General features: G+C 62.7%; 27 protein-coding genes, 1 tRNA gene and 1 other RNA gene. 15 read left to right on the forward strand and 14 right to left on the reverse strand.

Annotated features, from left to right (window positions below; all coding sequences use genetic code 11):
• Positions 1-60: 60 nt before the first annotated feature.
• The 5 genes from IVB05_RS02825 to IVB05_RS02845 all read right to left on the reverse strand — a co-directional run bounded on the left by IVB05_RS02825 (position 61) and on the right by IVB05_RS02845 (position 2962).
• On the reverse strand, positions 61-591 hold the full coding sequence (locus IVB05_RS02825) for a hypothetical protein (RefSeq protein WP_346771826.1): 531 nt from the start codon (positions 589-591) through the stop codon (positions 61-63).
• Positions 588-989 carry an SRPBCC family protein gene (locus IVB05_RS02830; RefSeq protein WP_247782924.1) on the reverse strand — a complete coding sequence of 134 codons (402 nt, stop codon included), beginning with the start codon at positions 987-989 and terminating at the stop codon, positions 588-590. The genes IVB05_RS02825 and IVB05_RS02830 overlap by 4 nt, the downstream gene beginning before the upstream one ends.
• A gap of 135 nt (positions 990-1124) precedes the next feature.
• Positions 1125-1484: a VOC family protein gene (locus tag IVB05_RS02835; protein ID WP_247782925.1), complete on the reverse strand. Its 360-nt coding sequence runs from the start codon at positions 1482-1484 to the stop codon at positions 1125-1127.
• A 50-nt stretch (positions 1485-1534) separates the two neighbouring features.
• A complete protein-coding gene (locus IVB05_RS02840; protein WP_247782926.1) occupies positions 1535-2374 on the reverse strand; it encodes an AraC family transcriptional regulator in 840 nt (279 codons plus the stop codon).
• Positions 2375-2383: 9 nt separating this feature from the next.
• Entirely contained in the window at positions 2384-2962 is a 579-nt protein-coding gene (locus tag IVB05_RS02845; RefSeq protein ID WP_247786566.1) for a methylated-DNA--[protein]-cysteine S-methyltransferase, read from the reverse strand.
• Positions 2963-3105: 143 nt separating this feature from the next.
• On the opposite strand from IVB05_RS02845, the gene IVB05_RS02850 reads away from it, so the two are divergent.
• From IVB05_RS02850 to IVB05_RS02875, 6 genes are all read left to right on the forward strand, one after another.
• Positions 3106-3179 (forward strand) — tRNA-Gly (locus IVB05_RS02850).
• A gap of 772 nt (positions 3180-3951) precedes the next feature.
• Positions 3952-4311: a hypothetical protein gene (locus IVB05_RS02855; protein WP_247782927.1), complete on the forward strand. Its 360-nt coding sequence runs from the start codon at positions 3952-3954 to the stop codon at positions 4309-4311.
• Between the two features lie 47 nt (positions 4312-4358).
• Positions 4359-4720, forward strand: a transfer-messenger RNA (tmRNA) gene (gene ssrA, locus IVB05_RS02860).
• A gap of 118 nt (positions 4721-4838) precedes the next feature.
• Positions 4839-5399 carry a hypothetical protein gene (locus IVB05_RS02865; protein ID WP_247782928.1) on the forward strand — a complete coding sequence of 187 codons (561 nt, stop codon included), beginning with the start codon at positions 4839-4841 and terminating at the stop codon, positions 5397-5399.
• A 119-nt stretch (positions 5400-5518) separates the two neighbouring features.
• Positions 5519-7594 carry a HAMP domain-containing methyl-accepting chemotaxis protein gene (locus IVB05_RS02870; protein ID WP_247782929.1) on the forward strand — a complete coding sequence of 692 codons (2076 nt, stop codon included), beginning with the start codon at positions 5519-5521 and terminating at the stop codon, positions 7592-7594.
• Positions 7595-8230: 636 nt separating this feature from the next.
• Positions 8231-9343 carry a nucleoside 2-deoxyribosyltransferase gene (locus tag IVB05_RS02875; protein WP_247782930.1) on the forward strand — a complete coding sequence of 371 codons (1113 nt, stop codon included), beginning with the start codon at positions 8231-8233 and terminating at the stop codon, positions 9341-9343.
• Positions 9344-9348: 5 nt separating this feature from the next.
• Here IVB05_RS02875 and IVB05_RS02880 read toward each other — a convergent pair whose 3' ends face one another.
• The 4 genes from IVB05_RS02880 to IVB05_RS02895 form a co-directional block, all read right to left on the reverse strand.
• Entirely contained in the window at positions 9349-9669 is a 321-nt protein-coding gene (locus IVB05_RS02880) for a cupredoxin domain-containing protein (RefSeq protein WP_247782931.1), read from the reverse strand.
• Positions 9670-9679: 10 nt separating this feature from the next.
• Positions 9680-10201: a DUF4142 domain-containing protein gene (locus IVB05_RS02885; protein ID WP_247782932.1), complete on the reverse strand. Its 522-nt coding sequence runs from the start codon at positions 10199-10201 to the stop codon at positions 9680-9682.
• Positions 10202-10291: 90 nt separating this feature from the next.
• Complete coding sequence (locus tag IVB05_RS02890; protein ID WP_247782933.1) at positions 10292-10978, reverse strand: RNA polymerase sigma factor; 687 nt, start codon at positions 10976-10978, stop codon at positions 10292-10294.
• Between the two features lie 162 nt (positions 10979-11140).
• Positions 11141-11503, reverse strand: coding sequence for a nuclear transport factor 2 family protein (locus IVB05_RS02895; protein WP_247782934.1), 363 nt, complete (start codon positions 11501-11503; stop codon positions 11141-11143).
• Positions 11504-11985: 482 nt separating this feature from the next.
• Here IVB05_RS02895 and IVB05_RS02900 point away from each other — a divergent pair, with 482 nt between their 5' ends.
• On the forward strand, positions 11986-12924 hold the full coding sequence (locus IVB05_RS02900) for an alpha/beta fold hydrolase (RefSeq protein WP_247786567.1): 939 nt from the start codon (positions 11986-11988) through the stop codon (positions 12922-12924).
• A 69-nt stretch (positions 12925-12993) separates the two neighbouring features.
• On the opposite strand, the gene IVB05_RS02905 is transcribed toward IVB05_RS02900, so the two are convergent.
• Both IVB05_RS02905 and IVB05_RS02910 read right to left on the reverse strand, forming a co-directional pair.
• The gene (locus IVB05_RS02905) at positions 12994-13344 is read right to left on the reverse strand and encodes a RidA family protein (RefSeq protein WP_247782935.1); all 351 of its coding nucleotides are present in this window, start codon (positions 13342-13344) and stop codon (positions 12994-12996) included.
• 145 nt (positions 13345-13489) lie between these two features.
• Positions 13490-15148 carry an FAD-binding dehydrogenase gene (locus IVB05_RS02910; RefSeq protein ID WP_247782936.1) on the reverse strand — a complete coding sequence of 553 codons (1659 nt, stop codon included), beginning with the start codon at positions 15146-15148 and terminating at the stop codon, positions 13490-13492.
• Positions 15149-15435: 287 nt separating this feature from the next.
• Between IVB05_RS02910 and IVB05_RS02915 the strand changes: the two genes are divergently transcribed.
• The 6 genes from IVB05_RS02915 (at position 15436) to IVB05_RS02940 (ending at position 20837) form a co-directional block, all read left to right on the forward strand.
• Positions 15436-15906, forward strand: coding sequence for a hypothetical protein (locus IVB05_RS02915; RefSeq protein WP_247782937.1), 471 nt, complete (start codon positions 15436-15438; stop codon positions 15904-15906).
• 102 nt (positions 15907-16008) lie between these two features.
• A complete protein-coding gene (locus tag IVB05_RS02920) occupies positions 16009-16260 on the forward strand; it encodes a hypothetical protein (RefSeq protein WP_247787439.1) in 252 nt (83 codons plus the stop codon).
• 23 nt (positions 16261-16283) lie between these two features.
• On the forward strand, positions 16284-16874 hold the full coding sequence (locus IVB05_RS02925) for an SCO family protein (RefSeq protein WP_247782938.1): 591 nt from the start codon (positions 16284-16286) through the stop codon (positions 16872-16874).
• Between the two features lie 182 nt (positions 16875-17056).
• Positions 17057-17884: a transporter substrate-binding domain-containing protein gene (locus IVB05_RS02930; RefSeq protein ID WP_247786568.1), complete on the forward strand. Its 828-nt coding sequence runs from the start codon at positions 17057-17059 to the stop codon at positions 17882-17884.
• Between the two features lie 240 nt (positions 17885-18124).
• Positions 18125-19765 carry a lysine--tRNA ligase gene (locus IVB05_RS02935; protein ID WP_247782939.1) on the forward strand — a complete coding sequence of 547 codons (1641 nt, stop codon included), beginning with the start codon at positions 18125-18127 and terminating at the stop codon, positions 19763-19765.
• A gap of 289 nt (positions 19766-20054) precedes the next feature.
• On the forward strand, positions 20055-20837 hold the full coding sequence (locus IVB05_RS02940) for a class II aldolase/adducin family protein (RefSeq protein ID WP_247782940.1): 783 nt from the start codon (positions 20055-20057) through the stop codon (positions 20835-20837).
• A 24-nt stretch (positions 20838-20861) separates the two neighbouring features.
• Here the strand turns inward: IVB05_RS02940 and IVB05_RS02945 are convergent, their stop codons facing one another.
• The 3 genes from IVB05_RS02945 to IVB05_RS02955 all read right to left on the reverse strand — a co-directional run bounded on the left by IVB05_RS02945 (position 20862) and on the right by IVB05_RS02955 (position 23644).
• The gene (locus IVB05_RS02945; protein WP_247782941.1) at positions 20862-22154 is read right to left on the reverse strand and encodes an IS4 family transposase; all 1293 of its coding nucleotides are present in this window, start codon (positions 22152-22154) and stop codon (positions 20862-20864) included.
• Positions 22155-22473: 319 nt separating this feature from the next.
• Positions 22474-22977, reverse strand: a complete 504-nt coding sequence (locus IVB05_RS02950; protein WP_247782942.1) for a mismatch-specific DNA-glycosylase — start codon at positions 22975-22977, stop codon at positions 22474-22476.
• A 13-nt stretch (positions 22978-22990) separates the two neighbouring features.
• Positions 22991-23644 carry a helix-turn-helix transcriptional regulator gene (locus tag IVB05_RS02955; RefSeq protein WP_247782943.1) on the reverse strand — a complete coding sequence of 218 codons (654 nt, stop codon included), beginning with the start codon at positions 23642-23644 and terminating at the stop codon, positions 22991-22993.
• A gap of 296 nt (positions 23645-23940) precedes the next feature.
• Between IVB05_RS02955 and IVB05_RS02960 the strand changes: the two genes are divergently transcribed.
• Positions 23941-24288 carry a DUF952 domain-containing protein gene (locus tag IVB05_RS02960; RefSeq protein ID WP_247782944.1) on the forward strand — a complete coding sequence of 116 codons (348 nt, stop codon included), beginning with the start codon at positions 23941-23943 and terminating at the stop codon, positions 24286-24288.
• Positions 24285-25382: a quinone-dependent dihydroorotate dehydrogenase gene (locus IVB05_RS02965; protein ID WP_247782945.1), complete on the forward strand. Its 1098-nt coding sequence runs from the start codon at positions 24285-24287 to the stop codon at positions 25380-25382. Before IVB05_RS02960 ends, IVB05_RS02965 begins: the two co-directional genes overlap by 4 nt.
• Positions 25383-25470 lie beyond the last annotated feature (88 nt).

Below are 25470 nucleotides of genomic sequence, written 5' to 3' on the forward strand. Positions count from 1 at the left end.
CGCCATTCAGACGCACGCGCCGAGGCTAGGAGCGGGCAGGGAACCGATCTGTGCGAAAGATCACGCCTGCCTGCGACGCGCGGTGAACTCGGTGACGACACGCCAAGTTGCGCCTGCATCCGCCGAGACTTCGCCGCGCCACAGGAACGCGTCGGCAGTAATGTCTCTAAAACTCCACCGCGCCAGTTGGCCGTCCGGCCGCGTGCCCAACTGTACGATGTCAGAGCCTTCCGCCCGGCCGATCATCTGCAGGAAATTCCGCGTGACCGGGTCGGTCCACTGAATCCGCCAGGCGTCGATATCGGGATCGTAGACCCGCAGCGTGGTGCCGTACGAGCTGAAATTGGCCGCGGCGTCGCCGTGCCGCAGTTCGCCGCGTGGCGGCACGATCCAGACATCCTGGATCGCGCGCCCCTCCAGCGCCCAGCCAAAATGCCATTCGCCGGCGCGGCGCCGCTCCGTGCCATCTTCGGAAAATTGCCTGACATCGAGATCCCAGGAGCCGACGAAACGACCGTAGAGATCCATCTTGCCGGCGCGGTCGGCCGAGGGGCCGTCCGCGCCGAGGGCGTCGAGAAACGCGGACATCATGCGGCACTGCGTCCCAATGCCTTCTGCATGGCGAGGAGGCCCAGATCCATCTGCGCATCCATGTAGGGCGCGATCTCGTTCGGCAGCACGTCGGCGATCCACACGAAGCGGGTGCGGCCATCACTCTCGGCGAACACCTGTGCCGAGGCGCTGTGCTGCTTGATACGTTCGCTGACGATGGCATAGACCAGCCGGCGCTTCTTGTCGTCGCAATCGACCAGGATTTCGCGCGCCACCGTGCCATTTGCGAATGTGACGATGCGCGCGTCGCCGTCGAGCCTGGTGTCGGTCACGAAGCCGGGCACCAGCCGCGTATGCAGCGCGCCGAAATCGCGCAGCGCGTCCCAGACGTGGTCGGGGGATGCGTCGATGAGGATTTCTTTGTGGATGGAAGCCATGGTCTTTCCTTTGTCGTTCTGATCAGTAGGGTGGGCAAAGGCGCGCTTGCGCCGTGCTCACCCTCCAACCGAGATTGCTATTTTGAATGGTGGGCACGCTTCGCTTTGCCCACCCTACGGTTTCGTGCATCGGCATTACGTGCAAACCGCCTCGACATTGTTGCCGTCGGGGTCGATCAGGAACGCCGCAAAGTAGGTCGGGCTGTAATCCGCCCGCGGCCCGGCGCCGCCATTGTCGCGGCCGCCGGCTTTCAGGCCTTCGGCATGGAATTGCTTGATAGCCGCGTGATCCTTGGCGCGGAACGCGACATGCGCCGCTGACCCCGCCGATCCCTTGTGCAGATGCAGCCAGAGCGCCGGTTCGCCTTTGGGACCGAAGCCCGCGCCGGAATCGTCGCGCGAGCACAGCACGAAACCTAAGGGCGCGAGTGCTGCCGTATAGAAGCGCACACTGGCGTCGAGATTTCCGACGCGTAATCCGATGTGGTCGTACATGAGTTTCTCCAGTCATAAGCGCGAAGTCGCGCGGCCTGGAGAAAGCCTAGCTAGTGGAGGGCCAGCCGTTCTTGGAAAATCTTGCGCTTGCCGCGGGAGGCCTGGCGGAACTTCAGCGGCGAGGCGCCGGCGGCGCGGCCAAACGTGCGCACGAAATTGGACAAGTCCGCGAAGCCGACGTCATAGGCGATATCGGTGACTGGGCTGTCGTCGTCGGCCAGTCGCCGCGCGGCATGGCGCAGCCGCGAGCGCACCAGATATTGGTGCGGGGTGACGCCGAGCGCTTGCGAGAACAGCCGCAGGAAGTGGAACGGGCTGATCCCGGCCTGGGCGGCGGCATCTTCCAGATTGATCTGGTGGTGCGAGTTTGCATCGATCCACAGCGCGGTCTCTACCGCGCGGCGGCGATCGCGCGCAGCATCAGGGCCGGATTTGCGCGGCGTGCCGGACACCACCTCAACAAAACGGCTCGCCAGCACCTGGCCGATCTCGTCGAGACCGATATCGCTGCTGCCATCTGCTGCCGATTGCGCCAGTTCCCCGAGCACCACCAGTTCCGGCAGCGGCGGCACGGCGCCGACCTGCCAGGGGGTCTGGCTGTCGCCGATCGCTTCCACCAGTTCGGGAGCGATGAAGAACGACAGGCACTCGTCGCCGCAGACGTGCTCGTGGGTGCAGGTATATTCATCGCCGGGATGGCCGATCAGCACCGATCCCGCCACCAGTTCGCTGAACGTGCCCCGGCAGTGCAGGCCGAAACTGCCCTTGCGCACATAGGAAATCGAGTGGCCGCGATGCTGTTCCGCGAACGGCCGGTCGCCGGGGCCCGCGCTGCAGCGAAAGTCGGACACGGATATGGATTTGCGTTCGATGAGCGTGGTCGCGATCATCCCGCAGATCTAGTTATGGGCCCGTGGCGGCGCAACGGGCATCAGCACGTCGAACAGCGTTTTGCTCTCGGTAGGGCTGGTGCCCTCGATCGACAGCAGCCGGCGCTTGGAGATCGCTCCGCCATTCGGCGAGATCTTGTCGGCATAGTTGCCCGCCTCGAGCACGCGATGGCAGGGCACGATGATCATGAAGGGGTTGCGGCCGATCGCCTGCGCCACCGAATAGACCGCGCCGGATGCGCGCAAGGCCGAGGCTATTTCCGCATAGGTCCGGGTCTCCCCGCGCGGGATCGAGCGCGCATAGGCATAGACGCGCTGGTTGAAGGCGGGAATGCCGGTCATATCCAGCGCGACCTCGGCGAAATCGCATACGGCCCCGCGCAGCAGGGCGGTGATGCCTTCGATTGCAGCCTGGACATTTTGGGGAGGGCGAAGTTCGCGGGCATCCGGATAGAGCTGATAAAGGCGCCGCCGCGTATCGAGCTCGCGTACTTCAGGAAGCTGCACGCCGATAATGCCCGACGGGCCCCACGCGATGCCGCAGCGGCCGATCCCCGAATCGAAAATAGTGTAGCCACGCCCCGTCATATGCCACCAAGCCCCCGGCGCGGATGATAGCACCGGCGTGACGAAGCGCATCTGGAATTTTTGGAAAGTTAACAGTGACGCGGGACGGACAACGGAACAGCTTGGCGGATCGAGCGAGGTCGGCTAATCATGGGGCGCGACCCGCGGGCGTAGTTCAATGGTAGAACGGCAGCTTCCCAAGCTGCATACGAGGGTTCGATTCCCTTCGCCCGCTCCAACAATTGCGTAGGGTGGATTGGCCGAAGGCGTAATCCACCGAAACACAACCGTGGCGGATTACGCCTTCGGCTAGTCGGCCTTTTTTCGACGATCGCTAATCAAATTATATTGGAGGAGGTTATGAGGGCGTTACTGGGAGTTCTATTTCTTGTAGTTGCACCGGTAGTCAGTCATGCAGCCTGTGACGGGCCTATTGGAACGCGGCCGACGAAGCGCGGCGGAACGATGCAGGTATGCCTAGAGCCTAAATACTCGACTTGTATTGCTAACAATCGCAAGGGCGGCTGGAGCGGACAAGAAGCGAAAGCGCGATGCGATCAGCTTAAAGCCGCTGGCAAAGTCTCGTAGCTAATACGTCGCGAAATGCGCCTCACACTCGTGCCTGTGTTTCAACGTTCACTTCGCCGGCGGCCTATACAGATCCCGCCGATGGGGACCGGTCGGCCCTCGCTTGCGCCTGTGCGCCAATCGCAAATGTAAACGTGATTGCGACGATGAGTGCAGTCGGCGTTTCAGCTTCCCCCGTGTTTCTACGGTTGATATCTCGCACGACGGTAAACCGGCGCGCCTGACGAAGAACGCCGAGAGCTTCTTCGCTGCAGTGGCAGGACCTTCGACGTCGTTCCGCACGAACAGGAAAGCAACAGTCTTGTCTGAAAAAGCTAGCCGCTCAGAAAATGGGCTCCCATTTTTTTTGGAATATGGCCTCCTTAGTTGCCGGAGAGTTCGTGTGATTCGCGAATTGATGACAGTCCAGAATGGAGGCTGCCATGTTCGGTCGCGTACTAACGATGTTCGGTATTCTTCTGGTGTCTTTTCGTGCTGACGCTCACGATGCGTCGATGCCGCACCACGAGTGGTTCAACAGACAGGAAATGAACCCTGCCGCCCAACACCGGCTCGGTGTTCCATGGAAATCGTGTTGCGACAACGGCGATGTATTCAAAACACGCTTCCGCGTCGCAGACGACCATTCGGACCAGTGGCAATACCTCAAAGACGGCCAATGGAAAGTCATCCCACCCGACATCATCAAGTCTGAAGACACGCCAGATCATTTGCCCGTGCTGTTCATAAACAGGCGCACGGGGGACGAGCTCTGTTTCTTCGTGCCGAAGGGTGGATTGTGACACTTCAGGCCTGTCGCCAGCTCGACCCGTCGACTTTGCGCAACACCGGCCTATCTTTCGCTTTCGATCACGCGTAGGGTCGCTTCGTCGCAAGACGATGGCGCTGAACCTTAGAGTGGACTGCGGGCAGACCCGGGGGCAGTACCCGGCGCCTCCACCTTAGCAGCTTGAGCTTAAAGGTCTCATCTCGGTGAGATCGATTCTGCCGAAAGGCCGAATCCCAGGGCTGCTAGGGCGGGGGCGAACCAGGATCGATGGTCGCAAAGAAGCTCTGAATTGTGCTCGGCATGATACCGCCGTTATCGGGTCAAAAACCTAAATGCAAACGATAACGTTGCATTGAACGAAGTGCGCCTCGCGGCGTAACCTGTTCGGGGTTGGTCCACCTGGCAACAGAACGGCCATCGCCGCGTCAGCCTTCGGGTTGGCGCGGCTTTTATTTGCGGCCCGGCTCACTCCTCGCCCGTTGCCTTCAGTTTCCGTCGCTGCCGTGCTAGGCGTGAGGCGTGTGGAAAAAGGAGTGCGCGTTGACCCAGGCGATCACTTCCTCCGACACCTCCCGCAACAACCTGCTCATGGTGGCCGCCGGTGGTGTCATCTCCGGCATTCTCACGCCGCTGTTGCCGACGCTGATCGACCATATCGTCGGCCTGCCCGGCCAGCTTCGCATTTCGCTGATCGCGGTGCCGTTCGCCGTGCTCGTCTTCATTCTGGTGCGGCGCTTCAGCGCCAATCCGCTTTGGGCCGCGGGGCTGGCTGCGCTCGTTACCATGGTCGCTTTTGTCTGCGCAGTGAACGCGGCCATCTTCATCGAGGGCCAGACCGCGGGCGCTGCCACGGTCATGCGCTATCTGCTCGCCGGATTGACCGGCGGGCTGGTCGGTGCGGGCGCGATGGCGCTGGGAATCGCGCTGTTGCCTTCAGGGCCGCGTAACGCCGCTACGTGGTGGTCGATGCTGATCACGGGCACGCTGGCCGGCACGCTGCTGGCGTTCGACAACGCGCTCGGCCTCGATCAGATCTCGTTCCTCTATCCAGTCTGGCAGGCGGCGGTCGCGTTGCGGCTGGTGATGGCGCTGCGGTCCTGACCGCCAGGAGCGTCGCGCAGCCCCCGTATTTCTACCGGCCTGCATTTAAGCCTGCATTAAGGCTGCCTTAGCCGAGTTCCGCCTACGTTGGCCGCTCCCTCACGCAGCGGAATCACAACATGCGAATCGGTCGTCTCTTTGCGGTATCGATGCTTTCGGTGACGATCCTTGCGGTCATCCTTGGCGCCGGGGTTTTGGTCCCGCAGTACCGGACCTTCGCCAGCAAGACCGAGGCGATCAAGGCAGTGGAGGCCTATGGCACGGTGCTGGCGGTTGGCCAGCAGGTTGCCGGCTACCGTGCGCCTTATGTCGGCCCGCTGTTCCAGGAAGGCGCCGCGACGCCGGCCCAGCTCGAGGTGGCCGCGAAGGCCGTGCAGACCGCAGATGCCGCGTTCGCAAAAGCGCGGACCGCCGTCGGCGCGCTTAGCGATGGCGCTGTCATCGTGCAGGGCCTCAACCAGGCGGCGGCCAAACTGGCCGAGGTTCGCACAGCAAGCGATCGCGCGATGGCCCAGCCGATGAGCGCGCGCGATCAGGCGGCGATCAAGGGCTTCCTGCCGGGCATTGCCCAGACCGTGGCCATTCTCGAACCGCTGTTGAACCGCCTTGAAAATCAGGTCGCGATGGCGGACGCCTCGCTGACGGCGCTGTTGAACGTCGCCCGCACGGCGCAGGATCTGCGGATCTCGGCCGGCGGCCGGGCTGCTACGGTATCGCTTGCGATCAGCACCCGCCGTCCGCTGACGGCGGCTGAAATATCCAGCATGGACCGCGCCCAGGGCCGCGTCGACCTCGACCGCGAACGGATCGAGGCCGGTGTCGACCAGATCGGCAGCCCGCCGCGCCTTGCGAAAGCGATGAACGACGCGATCGAGGCCTATTTCGGAAAGGCTGCGCCATGGCTTGAAAAGGAAATGGCGGCCGGACGCAACGACGGCAAATTCGCCATCGACTCCAATCAGCTCGCCAGCACGATCGTGCCGGCGGTGCAGGCCTTCTTCGCCGTGCGCGATGCCGCGCTGGCGGAGGCGGGAGAACGCGCGGGCGCCGCGCGTGACGCCGCGCTGACCATGCTGGCGCTGGCCGGCCTTGCCGTTGTGGCGCTGCTCGTCGTGCTCGCCGGCGTCACTGTGATGCTGCGCCGGCGCGTGATTACGCCGCTCGCAACCTTGACCGGCGTCGTCGGCGACCTCGCGGCCGGCCGGCATGACGTCACGATCCCGACCGTCGAGCGTGCCGATGAAATCGGCGCCATGGCGGGCTCGCTGCAGGTTTTCAAGGACGCCTTGATCGCCAAGAAGGCCGCCGACGCGGCCGCTGCGGTGGAAGCGGATGCCAAGATCCAGCGCGGCCAGCGCGTCGACCGGATCACTGGCGATTTCGAAGCGATGATCGGCGAAATCGTGGAGATCGTGTCGCAGGCCTCGACAGAGCTGGAAGCCTCGGCCGGTACGCTGACGGCGACCGCGGAGCGTTCGGAGGAGCTTGCCACCACGGTTGCGGGGGCGTCCGAGGAAGCCTCCACCAATGTGCAATCGGTCGCATCCGCCACCGAAGAGATGGCGTCGTCAGTCAACGAGATCAGCCGTCAGGTGCAGGGCTCAGCGCGCATCGCCAATGAGGCGGTGGAGCAGGCGCAGAAGACCAACGCCCGCGTCGCCGAACTCGCCAAGGCCGCCGCCCGCATCGGCGACGTGGTCGAGCTGATCAACACCATTGCAGGTCAGACTAATCTGCTGGCGCTGAATGCCACCATCGAAGCGGCGCGAGCGGGCGAGGCCGGGCGCGGTTTTGCAGTCGTGGCGTCCGAAGTGAAGGCGCTGGCCGAACAGACGGCCAAGGCGACCGGCGAGATCAGCCAGCAGATATCGGGCATCCAGGCCGCGACGCAGGAATCGGTCGGCGCCATCAAGGAGATCGGCGACACCATCGGCCGGATGTCGGAGATCGCCTCCACGATCGCTGCCGCCGTCGAGGAACAGGGCGCGGCGACCCAGGAAATTTCCCGCAACGTGCAGCAGGCCGCGCACGGCACGCAGCAGGTTTCCTCCAACATCGCCGACGTGCAGCGTGGCGCCAGCGAGACCGGGTCCGCCTCGGCCCAGGTGCTTGGCGCGGCAAAGTCATTGTCCGGCGAAAGCGACCGGCTCAAGCGCGAGGTCGGCAAGTTCCTCAGCTCGGTGCGGGCGGCCTGAGCCGCGCGCTAGGCGCGGTATCACGGCGCAAACGCCACAAGATAAACGGCTCGCATTAAGGCTGCGACGCCCACAAGATCGAAGATGACGCCGAGAGGCTTCGGCTTCCATGGGTTGCTTCTGTGGGTAATGAACATTCCGGGATTAGGGCCACGAACAACCTCTGTCCGCTGTGGCCTGCATATCCATTCGCCAACCCCGACGAGTAGGAGGCCGGCACCAAAAAACATTCCGACTGGATTCAGTTGATTTATTGAAGCTGCTGCGATTGCTGCGCCACCGGCACCTAACAGACTCCACCAATTCGCAAATTTCTTTAGGTCGTCCATAGGGCCATCCGTTCTATTTATCCAAATAAGCCAGACGCTACCCCTTCTAAATCCACCGCCGCACTTTACGAGAATCTGATCATTAACTCAACCTCAACTAGATATGGGAATATCCCCCATTTGGTGGGCAAGCTAGATGTGTGACGTGTTGCGATAAGGGTCGTCGCGATTCGATTCGTCATTGAGTTCAAAAGATGAACCTTCGATCCGTCAGTCTTTGCCGTGAAAGCTCTTCCAAGTGGTCAAAAGCCGCGCGGTTGTGGGCCGCACGCATTGATTGTAGAGTGTCGTCGGCAGGGAGGCTCCCATGAGCATGGAAGACGAAGTCGCGGCTGACAAAGCGCCAAAGAAGGCCGTACGTAGGGCGAAAAAGCAAAAGGCTAAGACTAAACGTATAAAAAAAGCCAAGTTGAAAGAGGGCAATGCCGGTGCATCTACAGCCAAGTACCCGAGGCACACTGTGGAGCGCGCGCTTCGGATAGCAAGAGCTATCATTGAACAAAATGCGGGTCGGGAGTGCTCCGAAAATGAGTGCGCGAACTATGTCGGTGTTGGGATCGGGGGGCCGTTCCGCGTCGAAATAAGTTCTGGCATCAAGTATGGTTTTCTCAATCGCCCAAGATCAGGTTTCGTCGGCGTCACAGAGAGGGCTCGGCAGGCTCTCCGGCCGCAGAAGCCAGGCGATGATATTGAAGCTATGCGGCAAGCCATCTTAGAAGCGCCGGAGATTTCGGAAGTCTACATGCATTATCGAGGCGAAGATTTGCCGGACGGATCGTTCTTTGAGAATGCCTTAGTCGACAAATTTGGACTGCCTCTTGAGAAGGTATCTGAGTTTAACGAGATTTTTCTTCAGTCGTTACAAAGCGCCCACCTTCTGGAGCGACGTGGTGAAAAATTTCGGGTTCTGGACGTCACTTCGACGCCAGAGCGCGAAACGGGTGCCGATCTCAAGAGAAGCGTTGGAACAAAGATTGTCGCAGGTGATAGTTGCTTCGTGGTAATGCCCTTCGCAGGCGCGATTGGTGGATATTTCCAAACCGTTTATGAACCCGCAATCAAGAAAGCTGGCTTGAGGGCCGTTAGGGCAGATGCCGACATATTCGGCACCGGCAAAATCATTGATCAGATTTGGGCTGGCATAAATTCAGCGAAAGTTCTCGTGGCTGAGTTGACCACCCGGAACCCGAACGTCTTCTATGAACTCGGCCTAGCTCACGCGCTTGATAAGCCTGTGGTCTTGGTGTCATCGAACGAAGAGGACGTGCCGTTCGACTTGAAGCATATTCGAGTTATTTATTACGATATGAGCGACCCCTTTTGGGGACAAAAGCTTATGGATAAAGTCGCCGAGAACATTGTTTCCGCTCTAAAGAATCCAGAAGAGGCGGTTTTCAAGAGAGTCTTAGATTCGCATTAACCGGGCTACGGCGCGATCGTCAGTACCGCCTTCATGTTCGGATGAAAGCGGCAGTAATACTCAACATTGCCGGCCTTCTTCAGAATTGACGTGACCGTTTTTTTCGGCGGTGTGTTCACGTCGAAATCGCCGTTGCGGGCGGTCGCGGTGTGCGCGAACACATCCTTGTTGATCCATTCGATGGTGTCGCCGACCTTGGCCGAAACCTCTGATGGCGCGAACACCAGATTGTCGATCGTGATCTGGATCGTCGCTGCATGCGCCGGGACGGCTATCGCGCCGAACAGCAGGGCGGCCATAGCAAGCAGATAGCGTCCCGGAAGCATGGCGTTCTCCTTATTTCAGCTTGGCGGCGACTTGTTCGGCGTGCTGCTGGTGGCCCTGAAAAATCTTCAGGCCGGTCTGCAGCAGGCTCTTCAGCTCGGCATTGCTGGCTGATGGAATCAGCTGCGTCTCCAGCGCGCCGTTGACGGCCTTGTGGTAGGCGACTTCGTTCGCGACATAGGCCTTGTCGTAGTCGGCGCCTTTCAGCTTGGCGAGTTCGGCGAGTTTCTCAGTGGCCTGCTTCGACAGCGCCTTGCTGGTGTCGTTGTCCTCCGGCGTCACATTCAGCTTCTTGACGAGGTCGAGCGCCTGCTTGTTCACGGCCTCATGGTCGCGCACCATATCCTGCGCGAACGATTTCACGTCCTTGTTGCCGGCCTTCTCGATTGCCTGCTTGGCGGCGGCGATGTCGATGACGCCAGCCGTGTAGGCGATATGCGCGATCTGGGGATCGGTGGGTTTTGCGCCCTGCGCCAGCGCGGCGCTGCTTAGGATGCTCAATGCGGCGATCGCCGCGCTCAATCGAACGAACATGTCTGACACTCCTGTGGCGCGGAACCAATGCCGCGCGTTGTTGACGAACAGGAGTTGGATGGCCGTGGAGTGCAGAGGTTCCCGGGAAAGTTAATCGAAACCCAGCCGTTTCAGCACCGCGGCCGTCAGCCGCTCGCAGCGCTTGCCGGCAAAGGGAAAGGCCTCCATCACCACGGGGCCGATCTTCCTCTCGACGTTGTCGCGCAGCATGGTGCGGGCGCGGTGCAGCCGGCTCTTCACGGTCTCGGGTTTGAGCGAAAGAATCTCGGCGGTCTCTTCCACATTCATGCCCTCGATCACGCGGGTGATGAAGACGAGACGGAACGCTTCCGGCAATTCATCGATGGCATGTTCGACGACGGCTTGAATTTCACGTTGGGCCATGGATTTTTCCGGATCGGCGGCGGTGGAGAGGGGAAACTGGATGATCTCGGCTTCGAGCGCGCCTTGCGGCAACGAGTCCAGCTCCACGGCGGGCCGTCGGCGGCGCAGCCGGCCCAGCGCCTCGTTCATCGCGATCCGCGACAGCCAGGTCGACAGGCTGGAATCGCCACGAAAGCTTTCCAGATGCGTGAAGGCGCGAACGTAGGCCTCCTGCACCACATCCTCGGCTTCGCCGTCGTTGCGCAGGATGCCGCGGGCAAGGCGATAGAGCCTGCGGTTGTTCGCCTGCATGATGGCGCGAACCGCTGCCTCGTCGCGGGCCAGCGCCCGCCGTACCAGCTCGGTGTCGACGGATTCGACGGGCGCTATTTGCGGTATGTGGGCCTGGCGCATGATGTCCACCAATAACAGGGTATTGGGGTTGGATGCGGCAGAGGGAAAGAGGTTCCCGAAAATTATTCGGTTTCGTAGGATGGGTGGAGCGAAGCGATACCCATCATGTCTCTACAGGGGAATTGATGGGTATCGCTGCGCTCCACCCATCCTACAAACCCGTCAGGCCGCCGGTACCTGATCCAGGAACCCGGTGATGCTGCGGATGCGGCCGTCGCTGAGCACGGCGAAATCCGTACCCTTGATCGGGCTGTCGCCGCCATCGGGACCCAGTCCCCAGGAGAAGCGGACGTGGTCGCCGAACCCGTTGGGCTCGCCGATCAGCCTGAACCTGAAATCCGGAAAGCGCTGCTGCACACCGGCGACAAGCGCATCGACGCCGTCGTGGCCGTCGCCGCTCATCAGGGGATCGACGTATTTCGCATCCGTCGTCCAGTTCGCCGCCAGCATTTCGCGGCGGCGGGCTGGCGTGCGCTCGTTCCACAGATCGATGTAGCTGAGGGCAATGGTGTGAACGTCGGTCATGAGGCTCTCCTTCGGTTACGCCGGATGGATCGGCTGAACGCACTATCGAAGGTTCGCCCGGGCTGATCGATTACCTCGGAGGTCAAGGGTTTGACCCGTGGTCAGGAATTGCGAGCCCGCCGCCCGCAAATCTCGGGCGCGGGACCATTGATCGGGCTGGGGCCTGCGCCAGATTTGGCGTAAAAGCATGATCTCGACCGCGTTGGTTCTTGATCAGAATCAAAGCTTGGCCCTTGCCGTCCTCCCTATGTGGGGCGGTCAATCGGTGAACGGGCATGACAGAAAAAACAAAGCCGCCGGAGCCGTATGCGGGCGCCGATTGGGCGCAGCAGGTCTGGCTGTGGCCGCTGCAAGCCACGCGATTGGCGCTGCACAGTTACGCGCAATGGTTCGGCGATCAGAAGCCTGAGCTTTCGCGCGCGCCGGACCAAGAGCCGCTGGCCTGGACCACGCCGAACGCGGTGTCGCTGCAGCTTCCGTCGATGCGATTGCGGGAGTTTTCGCGCAAGGGTTCGACGCAGCCGCCGGTTGTCGTCTGCGCGCCCTATGCGCTGCACGGTGCGCTGATCGCGGACTTCGCACCGGGCCATAGTCTGGTGCAGGCGCTGCAAAAAGGCGGCGTGAACCGGATCTATGTCCCGGACTGGCGCTCGGCCACGCCGGAAATGCGCTATCTCTCGATCGACAATTATCTGGCCGATCTCAATGTCGCGATCGACGAGATTGGCGCGCCGGTCGATCTTGTCGGCCTGTGTCAGGGCGGATGGCTATCGCTGGTCTATGCCGCCCGTTTTCCCGGCAAGGTGCGGCGGCTCGTGCTCGCCGGCGCGCCTGTCGATATCTCCACGCCGTCAGAACTCTCGAAGATGGTGGCCGCACTTCCGCATCAGGCCTTCGAGCAGATGGTGCAGCAGGGCGATGGCCTCGTCAGCGGCGAGCACATGCTTAAGCTCTGGAACATTCCGTTCAGCCAGCATGACGTGGAAGCCGTGCTGCAAAGGAATCTCGGCGATGGATCGGATGAGGCGCAGATGCTGCTGGATCGTTTCGAACGCTGGGATCGCGCGACGCTGGACCTGCCGGGGACCTATTATCTCGAGGTGACCGAGCAGGTTTTCCGGCAAAACCTGATCGCTAAAGGCCGCTTCGTCGCGCTCGGCCGCAGGATCGATCTCACTGAAGTACGCGTGCCGGCTTTCCTGTTGGCCGGAGCGGACGACATCGTCGTTCCGCGCGATCAGGCGTTCGCCACGGCAGCGTTATTGGGCACGCGGCCGGCGTGGCTGGAACGGGCCTGCGAGCCGTGCGGTCACCTCAGCCTTTTCATGGGACGCAAGGTCTTGAGCCATTCCTGGCGCCGGATCGCCCGCTGGCTCCAGGCCAACATCAGCGATGTTGCCGGCGCAAAAATCCGCGCGTGAGATGCAAATGAAAATGCCCCGGATAGCGTTTGCAATCCGGGGCAGCTAGATGCCTTGCTACGGTAGGCCTTACTTGGCCGCGACCACCATGATCTCGACATTGTACTGCGGCGCGGCGAGCTTCGCCTCAACGGTGGCGCGCGCCGGCGTGTTGCCGGCCGATACCCACCCGTCCCACGCCGCGTTCATTTCGGGAAACGTCTTCATGTCGGTGATGTAGATCGTGGCGGACAAGAGCTTCGACTTGTCGGTGCCAGCCTTGGCGAGATGGCCGTCGATGATTGCGAGGATGTCTTGCGTCTGCTCGGTCACGCTCTTACCGGCCGCCTTGCCGGCGACGACGCCCGCGAGATAGACGGTGTTGCCGTGGACGACGACCTGGCTCATGCGAGGTCCGGTTTCGAAGCGCTGGATGGTCATGTTGTTCTCCTGATTAGGGGCGGCGGTTTCTTAGCGCGCTCACGCCTCGAGGACTACTGCGTTATTTGCATCGAACCTCGGCATAGGCGAGCGGAAGCGACGCCGTCCTTCAGGCGGCTATGCCAGGCCTTGACGGGAAGGCGTTTCACCCCGCCGCCTTAGCCGCCGCGCGTCCCGCGTTTCGCCCTGAGAACAGGCAGCCGCCAAGGAAGGTGCCTTCCAGCGAACGGTAGCCGTGCACGCCGCCGCCGCCGAAGCCGGCGGCTTCGCCTGCGGCATAAAGTCCCCGGATGATCTCGCCGCTCGTGCCGAACACGCGCGAGTCGAGATCGGTCTCGAAGCCGCCCAGCGTCTTCCGCGTCAGGATGTTGAGCTTGACCGCGATCAGTGGGCCGTGGTCGGGATCGAGGATACGATGCGGCTTTGCCGTGCGGATCAGTCTGTCGCCGATGTAGCGCCGCGCATTGTGCAGGTTCATCACCTGCGCGTCCTTGACGTAAGGGTTTGACATCTCGCGGTCGCGCGCCTCGATCTGCGCCTTGATGTGATCGTGCTGGAGCAGATTGTCGCCGGACAGCGCGTTCATCGCGCTGACGAGGTCGGCGAGATTGTCGCGCACGATGAAGTCGGCGCCGTTCTTCTTGAACGCCTCCACCGGCGCGGGCGCCCCCTTGTTGGTGGCGCGCTTGATCGTCATGCGCCAGCTCTTGCCCGTGAGGTCGGGATTCTGTTCGGAGCCGGAGAGCGCAAACTCTTTCTTGATGATGCTCTGGGTCAGGATGAACCAGGAATAATCGTAGCCGGTCGACATGATGTGGTGCAGCTGGCCGAGCGTGTCCGAGCCCGGGAACAGCGGCGCGGGCAGGCGTTTTCCGCTCGCGTCGAACCACATCGAGGACGGGCCGGGCAGGATGCGGATGCCGTGGCGCGGCCAGATCGGATTCCAGTTTCGGATGCCCTCGACGTAATGCCACATCCGGTCGCGGTTGATCAGCCGCGCGCCGGCGGCCTCGGTGATGCCGATCATGCGGCCGTCGACATGTTCGGGCACGCCGGAGATCATGAATTTCGGCGGCTCGCCCAGGCGCTTCGGCCAGTTCTGCCGGACCATGTCGTGATTGCCGCCGATGCCGCCGGAGGCGACGACCACGGCCTGCGCGCGCAGCGTAAAATCGCCGATCACCTTGCGCGATGAACTCTTGCCGCGCTCGACGCTGTCAGGTTCGAGCACTGCCCCACTGATGCCCTCGACTGCGCCGTTCGTCATCACAAGTGTGTCGACGCGGTGGCGAAACTTGAACGTTAGTCGGCCAGCCTTCTCGGCCTCGCGCGCACGCCGCTCGAACGGCTCGACGATGCCGGGACCGGTACCCCATGTGACATGAAAGCGCGGCACCGAATTGCCGTGGCCCATCGCGTCATAGCCGCCGCGCTCGGCCCAGCCGACCACCGGAAAAATACGGTGGCCCATCGCGCGCAGCCAGTCGCGCTTTTCGCCGGCGGCGAACGCGACATAGGCTTCCGCCCAGCGCTTTGGCCAATGGTCATCGTCGCGGTCGAAGCCCGCGGTGCCCATCCAGTCCTGCAGCGCGAGATCGTGGGAATCCTTAATGCCGAGCCGGCGCTGCTCGGGAGAGTCCACCAGAAAGAGTCCGCCGAACGACCAAAAGGCTTGTCCGCCAAGGCTTTGCTCGCCTTCCTGGTCGACGACGATGACGCGCTTGCCGGCATCTGCGATTTCGGTTGCCGCGACCAGCCCCGCCAGTCCGGCGCCGACCACGATTACGTCTGTGACCTCAGTCATCGTTTCCTCCCCCGTGCCATTTATGATTCAAGCCCGCGTCCTTGCGCGCGGTCAACGGCAAATGGGTTCCTGTCTGTGACCGCGTTATCACGTCTGCAAGGTTGTTTGTTCCAGTTTGGGACCTATGCGCGCGGAGGGTGCAGCGGCCCGGCAACACTTAATTTGAATTTGATTTGAGCGGCCTTCGCTGCCTAGACAAAAACGCGATCTCAAACGACGCTACATTCCGTCTTGCATCACTAAGACGATCAGATTCGGTTTCGACATTCTTCGACTGGGGCTGGGATATGAAGCTGGTGACGGGGTTGCTTGCGGCGGTACTGCTGCTGGCGGGGGTAGGAGCGAGCCAGGCGGTGGTGCGGATTGCCGACGACCGCGGCGGCCGGATCGGCACCTATGTCGACAAGTACCAGGGCCTGCGCACCTCAGGCGAAACCGTGATCATCGACGGCCTGTGCGCCTCGGCCTGCACCATCGTGCTCGGCGCGGTTCCCCATGACCGGATTTGCGTCACCTCGCACGCCAATCTCGGCTTCCATGCCGCCTGGGATTTCGGCTCCAACGGCCGCGCCGTCACCAACGCCGAAGCCACCCACATGCTGTATTCGATGTATCCGCCAGCGGTCCGGAAGTGGATTGCGGCGCGCGGCGGCCTGACCCAGCGCATGATCTTCCTGCGCGGCAAGCAGCTGCAGTCGATGTACAAGCCCTGCTACCTCGACGCGCAAGCCTCCACCAACAAGCCGGCATCGCGCTGAACGCGGGCGGCCGTTTCGCCGAAAGTGACGTGGTGGCCGGCCTTGTCCCGGCCATTTACTTTTCGTGCACCTCTCGCCCAACTTGCCCCTCCGCATGACGTGATGTCGCGCACGGCCATTCCGCTTGCCTGCCCCGGGAACTGGCCCTATCTGAAACGCATGGCTCAGCCAGTTTCCACCGACCAAGGCATGATGACCCCCGCTCGCCCGCAGGGCAGGGTGGCGTCCATGATCGTTTGGAGCGCAGCCACCCTAGGTGCGCTGGTCGTGCTCGGCGCGGCGGCATTGTGGTTCCATTACGGCACCGCGGTGTTTTTCGAGATGATCGCCGCCGGCATCTCGGCTTGCTTCTGATACGGCGAAAAAGGAAATCGACGATGGACCGGACGATCCGCCCGCTGGTGATTATCGCTGCCTTCGCCGCGAGCCTGCTGGTCGGGCTGGTGATCATGCTGTGGGCGATGGGCGGCTTGCGCACCGTGACCGCGCCGGCGGCGATCGGCGGTCCGTTTCAACTGACCGACCAGGCCGGACAGGCCGTCACCGAGCAGAATTTGAAGGGCAAGCCGACGCTGATCTTCTTCGGCTTCACCCATTGCCCGGATGTTTGCCCGACCTCGCTGTTCGAGATTTCCGAGGTGCTGAAGGCGATGGGCACGGACGCCGATCGCGTCAACGCCTGGTTCGTTTCGGTCGATCCCGAGCGCGACACGGCCGCCGCGATGAAGGATTATCTCTCCAGCTTCGATCCGCATTTGAAGGGGCTGACCGGCGAGCCTGCGGCGGTGGCCAAGGTGATTTCGGCCTACCGGGTCTATGCCAGGAAAGTCCCGCTCAAGGACGGCGACTACACCATGGACCATACCGCGCTGATCTATCTGATGGACCGCGACGGCAATTTCGTAGCGCCCTTCAACTTGAAACGGACGCCGGCGGAAGCCGCCAAGGATTTGAAACGCTACCTTTGAGCCGGCAAGGCCGGCCAAAAGCTGTAAAACGGCCCTCGCATCGTGGGCCGGATGGTCTATAAGGCCATGAAATTCCGCAAGCATTGCCGAAGATGCCATATCTTAACGCCTCGTTAACCAATGCAAGACTGCATCGCACCGTCGGCGCCTGGCTGGCCCGGTTGTTGATCGCTTCCGCGTTGATGGCTGTTGGCGGTGCTGCGGCGCAGGCGCAAACCCAGCCCCGCCCGGCGGTCGAGGCGGCCCCGCAGGCGGTGCCCGGCTTCTGGGACCCGCGGCGGCGTCCGGACCGGCCGGACATGTCGCGCCTCACCGTGATCCGGTTCCTGACCGAGACCGACTACCCGCCGTTCAACTTCACCGGTCCCGACGGCAATCCCGCCGGCTTCAATGTCGATCTGGCGCGCGCGCTCTGCGACGAGATCAAGATCAGCTGCACCGTCCAGATGCGCCGGTTCGAGACGCTGGTCGATGCGATATCAAGCAATCGCGGCGATGCCATCATCGCCTCCATGGCGGTGACGCCGGCCCTGCGCGCCAGGCTCGATTTCACCGATCCCTATTACCGCGCACCGGCGCGCTTCGTGTCGCGGCGCGACGCTGTCATGCCGGAGGTCCGCCCTGAATATCTCGAAGGCAAGAAGGTCGGCGTCATCGCCGGCACCTCGCACGAGGCCTATCTGAAGGCGATGTTCACCGACGCCGAGATCAAGTCCTATCCCAATGACGACGCGCTGCGGCTGGCGCTTCGGCGGAGCGAGGTCGATTTCATCTTCGGCGACGCGATCTCGCTGGCGTTCTGGATCAACGGCACCGATTCGGCCGATTGCTGCGCGTTCTCGGGCGGGCCCTTTGTCGAGAGCCGCTATTTCGGCGAAGGCATCGGCATCGCCGTCCGCAAGGGCAACGATCTGCTGCGGACGTCGCTGAACTGGGCGCTGTTCAGGATTTGGGAAAAAGGCCGCTTCACCGATCTGTGGCTGCGGTATTTTTCCATCAGTCCGTTCTAGGAGATACTTCGCAGGGTGGGCAAAGCGAAGCGTGCCCACCATTCGAGGCGCAGATCGGCGAGAGATGGTGGGCACGGCGCAAGCGCCTTTGCGCACCCTACGGCGTTTCGCCAGCAGTTGCTCGTCATTGCGAGCGAAGCGAAGCAATCCACACTTCCTTCGTTGCCCCATGGATTGCTTCGCTTCGCTCGCAATGACGGTTATAACCGGCCGTTTCCTGGCCTCCGGAGAGCCTCTTAGATGTCCGTCATCGACCTTGCTTTTAGCCCGAGCGATTTGCGCGCGCTCGCCGAACAATCCAACGCCTGGCCGTTCGAGCAGGCCAAGGCGATTGTCGCGCGGCTGAAGAAAAGCCCGAAGGACGAGGTGCTGTTCGAGACCGGTTACGGTCCGTCGGGCCTGCCGCATATCGGCACGTTCGGCGAGGTCGCGCGCACCTCGATGGTGCGTCACGCCTTCCGCGTGCTCACCGAGGACAAGATCAAGACGCGGCTGCTCGCCTTCTCCGACGACATGGACGGGCTGCGCAAGGTGCCCGACAATGTGCCGAACAAGGAGCTGCTGGAAGCCAATCTCGGCAAGCCGCTGACCAGGGTGCCCGATCCATTCGGCACCCATCCAAGCTTCGGCCAGCACAACAACGCGCGGCTGCGCGCCTTCCTTGATCAGTTCGGATTCGACTACGAATTCGCGAGCGCGACCGACTACTACGCCTCGGGCAAGTTCGACGCGGCGCTGATGCGCATGCTGGAGCGGATCGAGAAGGTGATGGCGATCATGCTGCCGTCATTGCGCGAGGAGCGCGCGGCCAGCTATTCGCCGTTCTTGCCGATCTGCCCGCGCACCGGCCTTGTGCTCTACGTGCCCGTGACCGCGCATGACGCCAAGGCCGGCACGATCTCCTATGAAGATCCGGAAACCAAGGAGAGCGTCACCGTTCCCGTGACAGGAGGCCATTGCAAGCTGCAATGGAAGCCGGATTGGGCGATGCGTTGGTTCGCGCTCGGCGTCGACTATGAAATGGCCGGCAAGGATCTGATCGACTCGGTGAAGCTGTCCGGCAAGATCTGTTCGGCGCTCGGCGGCACGCCGCCTGAAGGATTCAATTTTGAACTGTTCCTCGACGAGAAGGGCCAGAAGATTTCGAAGTCGAAGGGCAACGGGCTGACCATCGACGAATGGCTGCGCTATGCGTCGCCGGAATCGCTGTCGCTGTTCATGTACCGCGAGCCGAAGGCGGCGAAGCGGCTGTATTTCGACGTCATCCCGCGCAATGTCGACGACTACCAGCAATTCCTCGACGGTTTTCCGCGCCAGGACGGCCGGCAGCAGCTGCAGAACCCGGTGTGGCACATCCATTCCGGGAAGCCGCCCAAGGCCGACATGCCGATCACGTTCCAGCTGCTGCTGACGCTGGTGTCGTCGTCGAACGCGGAGAATGCCGAGACGCTGTGGGGCTTCATCGGCCGCTATCGCCCGGGCGTGACGCCGCAGACCCATCCGAAGCTCGATGCGATGGTCGGCTATGCCATCAATTACTACCGCGACTTCGTGGCGCCGACGAAGCAGTTCCGCGAGCCGACCGACGGCGAGCGCGCCGCGCTGCAGGATCTGCGCGATGCGCTGTCGAACATGCCGGCGGGATCGAGTGCGGAAGACATCCAGAACGTGGTCTACGAGATCGGCCGCCGCGAGCCGTTCCTGGACCCGGTGAAGAAGGGCAAGGACGGCCGTCCCGGCGTTTCGCTCGACTGGTTCAACATGCTCTACCAGGTGCTGCTCGGCCAGGAAAAGGGCCCGCGCTTCGGCTCGTTCGTCGCGGTGTATGGCGTGACCAATGCCGTCGCGATGATCGACGGCGCGCTGGCGCGGAGCGCGTAGTTCTATCCGTCGTCCCTGCCTAGTGCGCAATTGCGCACGGGCGCAGGGACCCAGTTTGTAGCCCGGATGGAGCGCAGCGAAATCCGGGAAAGTGCAAGTGGCGTGAGCGGTCCCGGATTGCGCTTCGCTCCATCCGGGCTACGCCTCGGTTCGAGGCAGAGCCCGCAAACCGGGATAGCAGGCCCGCCGCAATTTCAGCCGCGGCCCGCTCCGGATTGCGCTACAATATCCCGCATAACAGCCGTCAAAGCCCCCGCCGAGGGGCAGGCAACACAGCGGGAGAAAGCTCATGCAGTTCAGGGTTTCGCCGAACACGCTCAGCGAATACAGCGCCGAGCAATGGCAGGCGCGGGTCGATCTCGCGGCCGCGCACCGGCTGGCGTTCATCCAGGGGTTTTCCGAAGGCATCTTCAACCATCTGACCTTCGTGGTGCCTGATAGCACCGATCGCTACTACCAGATCCCGTTCGGCACGCATTGGTCCGAGGTCACGGCGTCCTGCTTCATGGAAGTCGGCATCGACGACGGTGAGGTCAAGCGCGGTGAGGGCGAGGTGGAGCGTTCCTGCTATTGCATCCACGCGCCGATCCACAAGGCGCTGCCGCAGGCGAAGGCGGTGTTTCACACCCACATGCCGCATGCCAGCGCGCTGACCCGGCTCGAAGACCCCCGCATCAAGGAGATCGGCCAGACCGAGGTCGGGCTGTCAGGCGCCATCGCCTATGACGACGAGTATACCGGCCCGGCGCTCGATCCCGCCGAAGGCGCGCGGCTGGCAAAAGTCATCGGCGACAAGACCGTTTTGTTCATGGCCAATCACGGCATCTCCACCGTCGGCGCGACCGTCGCGGAAGCCTACGACATGCTCTATTACGTCGAGCGTGCGGCGCAGGTGCAGATCTACGCGATGTGGACCGGGCAGAGGCTGAAGCAGCTTCCGGCGCCCGTGGTGGAGAAAACCAAGCGCGATTACAAGGACGAGCATCTCTACAAGGGACCGACGCCAGCGCAGCGGCATTTCGATGCCTTGAAGCGGATGCTGGATCGGAAAGAGCCTGATTACGCGACCTAGTTCTCTGTCGTCCCTGCGAAAGCACTAGGGCATGCACACATTTCTGAGGCTCCATCCGACCGCGACGGCGTGGAAGTACTCGAGACCGTGTTTCATGGTGATTGGACCGGGCGGCTTGGACGAGGGATAGCCGTCCCAGCCGCCGAGACGGCCGATGATCCAGGCAGCCCAGGCAAGGCTGTCGGGCGGATACGGATTGTTGAGCCGTTTGCTTTTGGCTTCGATATCTTGATTGAGGGCAGTGAGCGCCGCGACCTCGTTCGCTTTGAAGGCGAGATGGATCGGCTGTTGGCCGCGGCCATCGCGCGCCTGCAAGAGTTGGATGGTAATGACCGCGGCTTTGGCCGCGATGGCGACCAGCTTGAGGAGCCGATCGGCGGTGGAGAGCTGGCTGTCTTCGAGCTTGAAGCCTTGGGTCTTGAGGACGCGGAAGAACTGCTCGATCAGCCAGCGCTGCTTGTACCAATCGACGATACGCCAGGCCTGTTCTGCATTCGTCACCGAATGGGTGGTGAGAAGCCGCCAGTGCAGCGGCTCGGTACCGGCTTGAGGATCAACCTCACGCACATCGACCAGGGTCAGCGGCAGGCTTTCTGGCAGATGGCGCAGGAACTTGCTTTGTGGCCGGGCCAGGTTCACCGCGCCGAAGCGCAGTTCGAGAGGCACGACCCGCTCGGCCCGCTGTGCCCGCGCAGGCAGCACGATGGTGCGCTGGTCCACGGCCGCCATGGCCTCACTGCTCGCGTACAGGCCGCTATCGTCCGCCAGCTTGCGATCATGCATGCTGCGGGCGATCACGTGGAAGTGCTGCTCGGCGGCGCTGGCATAAAGCGCGAAGATGTCGCTCTCGCGGTCACCGAGCGCGGTCACCATGGCGGCCCCAGCCAGCAGCGGCTTGGCCGCCAGCGCCGTGGCGATCCAGCGCTGCGATTCCTTGTCCGACAGCTCGCGCCGGTCGTGCGAGACGGTACGGCGGCCCTTGCGCGTCCATATCTGACCGCTCAACAGACCGAGGCAGGTGCCGTTGTCGGCGTCTACCGCCAGCATCGGGTGCAGCAGCAACCCGTGGACATTGCCCTTGGCGGTCTCTCCGAGCCCGCGTCGGCGCTCTGCCGTGGTGGTGAAGTTGATCTCACTGGTGTCCTGGATCGCCAGCACGTGGCGGCCCTCTGCCGCGGCAACCGTGCCCTCGCTCCAGCTTTCGATGATGCGCTCTGTCGTCACCTTGGCATTGCCGAGAAGCCGGTTGAACCGAACCTCCCGGGCGCGGTTGCCTTTCGAAAGCCGGCGCAGGCAGACATCTTTGCCCGCGACCATGCATTCGACAAGCGCCGCCCCCCTTTATCGAGGCGACGATCCCCGAACCGACCCAGTGACCAATCGATCTGTGACAGCATCCCGACACCCCTGCCAAAGCTGAAGTGCCGCAATACAAATCACACAGATTCCTGATTCTGGAATCCCCCGACCCGAGTCAATCCGTCGCACCAGAAGTGTGCATGCCCTAGGGGACCCATACGCCGCGGCCCGCGGAAAGGGCAGGCGGGAAGACGTCGTCCTTCGCCACTAACATTTGTGGTTATGGGTCCCTGCGTTCGTGTTCGCAGGGACGACGACGGGGCGCCTCTTCGAGGTGTCAGCCCGCCGCCCTGACCTCATCCGCAAATCGGTGCCAGATTTCCGGCCGCCAGCTTCCATTGGCGGCGCCCGAGGTCGACGGCAATATCCAGACCCTGGTGTCGCCGATCAGCTCCAACTGCTCGCCATAGTCTCGCTTGCCGTCGAAGAATTTCTGTCCGGCCGTCTTGCTGGTGAAGGCGAGGAACTGCGGACGAAATGTCGCGATGGCATGGCTCAGCCGGGCGCGATCCGCCGCCGTTAGTTTTGGCAGCGTGGCACGGTCCATCCCCGCGCCCGCTTTCACAAGATCGGTCAGGCCGATCCCATGCTGCAGCAGGCTGCGATATTGATGCGGCTGCAGCGGCTCCGGCGTGAGTCCCGTTTCGTGCAAAATCTTCCAGAACTTGTTTTGCCTATGCGCGTAGTAAGCGCGGGCTGCGGCGGACGTCGTGCCCGCGGCGGTCCCGCACAACACGATGCGAAGGGAATGTTGCAGCAGGTCGCTCAGCACGTCCGTCACGGAGCGACAAATCCTATTGGCTCGCCCACACGATCCTTGCGATCCAGGCGACATCGTCGGCGTCGAGCGTGCGGTCGGCCTGGGCCGGATTGAGCGACTGCAGTTCCAGCGTTTTGGTGGTGCGGCGCTTCAATTCCTTGACCATCACTTCGCCATCCGAGGTTTTGAGCACCACGCGGTCGCCGCGCCGGATCGGCGTTCCCGGCGACACCACGATGATGTCGCCGTCGCGATAGGTCGGCTTCATCGAATCGCCTGAGATCTCCAGCGCGTAGGCGTGTTCGTCAGAGGCCTGGGGCAGCGCCACCTCGTCCCAGCCACGGCCGGCTGGAAAGCCGCTCTCGTCGAAATGGCCGCCGCCGCCGGCTTGCGTCAGCCCCAGCAGCGGCACCGATTGCAGGCTGCGCGTGCCGTCGCCGATCAACTGCACAAAGGTGTCGATCGACGAATTGGTCGCGGCCAGCGCCTTGGAAACCGATTCGGTCGAAGGCCAGCGCTCGCGGCCGTCGCCGGTAATGCGCTTGGATTTGTTGAAGGTGGTGGGGTCGAGGCCTGAGCGCTTGGCGAGGCCCGAGGGCGACATGCCGGCGCGTTCGGCCAGCCGGTCGAGCGCAGTCCAGACCTGGCTGTGGGTCAAAATGCGCTGTGCCTTGGAATGCCTGGCCATCGAAAATCCCGGAATCGCCTAGGAATTATTGCCTCTTTCGGCCCCATTGCGCAAATCTCGCGTAGCGTTTTCCAGCGAAAGCCTGCCCCGGACTTGATCCGGGGTGGATACCGGTTCGCGTGAAGAAAACGCGTCAAAACGAGAAATTGGTGCCGGTTCTGTCGAATCAGAGCCGAGCGGGCGCCGCACCCAGCTCCGCAGCGCTTGAGTTGGCGGCCTGCGGCCTTTACGGTCGGCCGCCAACCCGGCCATTTCCGGGAAAATCCCAACCGTCTCAACGACAAGCCCGGAAAGCCGTGCCGAGGATCATCTATAAAATCACTCCCGCCTCGGCCTGGCGCGAGGCCGAACGGCAGGGCGTCTACCGGGGTAGTAGCGACGATCTGCGCGACGGCTTCATTCATTTCTCTACGGCGTCCCAGGTGCCCGAGACGGCCCGAAAGCATTATTTCGGCCAGACCGGCCTGTTCCTGGTCGCGGTCGACGCTGACGCGCTGGGCGATGCGTTGCGCTGGGAGCCTTCGCGCAACGATGAACTGTTCCCGCACCTCTACGGCGAACTCGATCTCGGCGCGGTGACCGCCATCCTCGACATGCGCGCGCGGTCCGATGGCTCTCACGACATTCCGGAGCTTACCCCGTGATCCGCGCCTTCGACGCCTTTTCGCTGCCGCTGCTGCGCTGGTTCGATCCGGAAGACGCGCATCGCATGGCGATCCATGGCCTTCGGCTGCTGCCGCCGGTCAAGCCGCGGGCTGACGATTCGAAGCTGGCGGTGCGCGCGTTCGGTCTGAATTTTCCCAATCCGATCGGCATGGCCGCGGGCTTCGACAAGAGCGCGGAGGTGCCCGACGCGCTGTTGCGGCTCGGGTTCGGTTTCGTCGAAATCGGCACGGTGACGCCGAAGCCGCAGGGCGGCAATCCGCGGCCGCGGCTGTTTCGGCTCGAGCGGGATGAAGCGGTGATCAACCGCATGGGCTTCAACAATGACGGCGCCGAAGCCGCGCTACGCCGGCTTGCGGCGCGCGCCCACCATGGCGGCATCGTCGGCGTCAATGTCGGGGCCAACAAGGATTCGTCCGACCGCGTCGCCGACTACGTCAAGCTGATCGAGACGTTTGCGCCGGTCGCGAGCTATTTCACCGTCAACGTCTCTTCGCCGAACACGCCGGGCCTGCGTAACCTGCAGCAATCCGCGGCGCTCGACGACCTGCTCGCCAAGGTGATCGATGCCAGGGAGCGGGTGCGCAAGAATGCCGGCGATTCGCCGGTGCTGCTCAAGATCGCGCCGGATCTGAGTTTGACGGAACTCGACGACGTCGTGCACATCGCGCGCTCGCGCCGTGTCGACGGCATGATCGTCGCCAACACCACGCTGGCGCGGCCTTCGGCGTTGCGTGAACAAGCCCGCGCGAAAGAGCAGGGTGGGTTATCCGGACGGCCGCTGTTTCGATTATCGACCCGCATGGTGGCTGAGACCTACGTCCGCACTGAAGGCGCGTTTCCGCTGATCGGCGTCGGCGGCATCGATTCCGGCGGCGCAGCGCTGACGAAGATCCGCGCCGGCGCCAGCCTGATCCAGCTCTATTCGTCGCTGGTCTACAAGGGTCTTGGGCTGGTCGAGGATATCAAGAACGATCTGGCCTCGACGTTGCTGCGGACGGGACGCGACTCGCTGTCGGAGATTGTCGGCGCCGATGCGGCGACCATTACGGCCGAGGACTGGCCGGTGGTGTAGTTACTGATGCGGCGCAGCCCGGATGGAGCGCAGCGCAATCCGGGATCGGACTCTCGCTTCCACAAAGGCCCCGGATTTCGCTTCGCTG

Origin of the sequence: Bradyrhizobium sp. 170 (assembly GCF_023101085.1) — a bacterium.
Lineage (GTDB): Bacteria > Pseudomonadota > Alphaproteobacteria > Rhizobiales > Xanthobacteraceae > Bradyrhizobium.

Excerpts from the sequence above, each read along its gene's own strand:
- IVB05_RS02875 (WP_247782930.1), top strand. The coding sequence starts at position 8,231 with ATGAGCATGGAAGACGAAGTCGCGGCTGACAAAGCGCCAAAGAAGGCC.
- IVB05_RS02885 (WP_247782932.1), bottom strand. The coding sequence starts at position 10,201 with ATGTTCGTTCGATTGAGCGCGGCGATCGCCGCATTGAGCATCCTAAGC.
- IVB05_RS02955 (WP_247782943.1), bottom strand. The coding sequence starts at position 23,644 with ATGGCCAGGCATTCCAAGGCACAGCGCATTTTGACCCACAGCCAGGTC.
- IVB05_RS02870 (WP_247782929.1), top strand. The coding sequence starts at position 5,519 with ATGCGAATCGGTCGTCTCTTTGCGGTATCGATGCTTTCGGTGACGATC.
- IVB05_RS02840 (WP_247782926.1), bottom strand. The coding sequence starts at position 2,374 with ATGATCGCGACCACGCTCATCGAACGCAAATCCATATCCGTGTCCGAC.
- IVB05_RS02925 (WP_247782938.1), top strand. The coding sequence starts at position 16,284 with ATGGACCGGACGATCCGCCCGCTGGTGATTATCGCTGCCTTCGCCGCG.
- IVB05_RS02830 (WP_247782924.1), bottom strand. The coding sequence starts at position 989 with ATGGCTTCCATCCACAAAGAAATCCTCATCGACGCATCCCCCGACCAC.
- IVB05_RS02930 (WP_247786568.1), top strand. The coding sequence starts at position 17,057 with ATGGCTGTTGGCGGTGCTGCGGCGCAGGCGCAAACCCAGCCCCGCCCG.
- IVB05_RS02910 (WP_247782936.1), bottom strand. The coding sequence starts at position 15,148 with ATGACTGAGGTCACAGACGTAATCGTGGTCGGCGCCGGACTGGCGGGG.
- IVB05_RS02900 (WP_247786567.1), top strand. The coding sequence starts at position 11,986 with ATGCGATTGCGGGAGTTTTCGCGCAAGGGTTCGACGCAGCCGCCGGTT.
- IVB05_RS02915 (WP_247782937.1), top strand. The coding sequence starts at position 15,436 with ATGAAGCTGGTGACGGGGTTGCTTGCGGCGGTACTGCTGCTGGCGGGG.
- IVB05_RS02825 (WP_346771826.1), bottom strand. The coding sequence starts at position 591 with ATGATGTCCGCGTTTCTCGACGCCCTCGGCGCGGACGGCCCCTCGGCC.
- IVB05_RS02945 (WP_247782941.1), bottom strand. The coding sequence starts at position 22,154 with ATGGTCGCGGGCAAAGATGTCTGCCTGCGCCGGCTTTCGAAAGGCAAC.
- IVB05_RS02845 (WP_247786566.1), bottom strand. The coding sequence starts at position 2,962 with ATGACGGGGCGTGGCTACACTATTTTCGATTCGGGGATCGGCCGCTGC.
- IVB05_RS02940 (WP_247782940.1), top strand. The coding sequence starts at position 20,055 with ATGCAGTTCAGGGTTTCGCCGAACACGCTCAGCGAATACAGCGCCGAG.
- IVB05_RS02935 (WP_247782939.1), top strand. The coding sequence starts at position 18,125 with ATGTCCGTCATCGACCTTGCTTTTAGCCCGAGCGATTTGCGCGCGCTC.
- IVB05_RS02855 (WP_247782927.1), top strand. The coding sequence starts at position 3,952 with ATGTTCGGTCGCGTACTAACGATGTTCGGTATTCTTCTGGTGTCTTTT.
- IVB05_RS02880 (WP_247782931.1), bottom strand. The coding sequence starts at position 9,669 with ATGCTTCCGGGACGCTATCTGCTTGCTATGGCCGCCCTGCTGTTCGGC.
- IVB05_RS02905 (WP_247782935.1), bottom strand. The coding sequence starts at position 13,344 with ATGACCATCCAGCGCTTCGAAACCGGACCTCGCATGAGCCAGGTCGTC.
- IVB05_RS02920 (WP_247787439.1), top strand. The coding sequence starts at position 16,009 with ATGTCGCGCACGGCCATTCCGCTTGCCTGCCCCGGGAACTGGCCCTAT.
- IVB05_RS02890 (WP_247782933.1), bottom strand. The coding sequence starts at position 10,978 with ATGCGCCAGGCCCACATACCGCAAATAGCGCCCGTCGAATCCGTCGAC.
- IVB05_RS02835 (WP_247782925.1), bottom strand. The coding sequence starts at position 1,484 with ATGTACGACCACATCGGATTACGCGTCGGAAATCTCGACGCCAGTGTG.
- IVB05_RS02895 (WP_247782934.1), bottom strand. The coding sequence starts at position 11,503 with ATGACCGACGTTCACACCATTGCCCTCAGCTACATCGATCTGTGGAAC.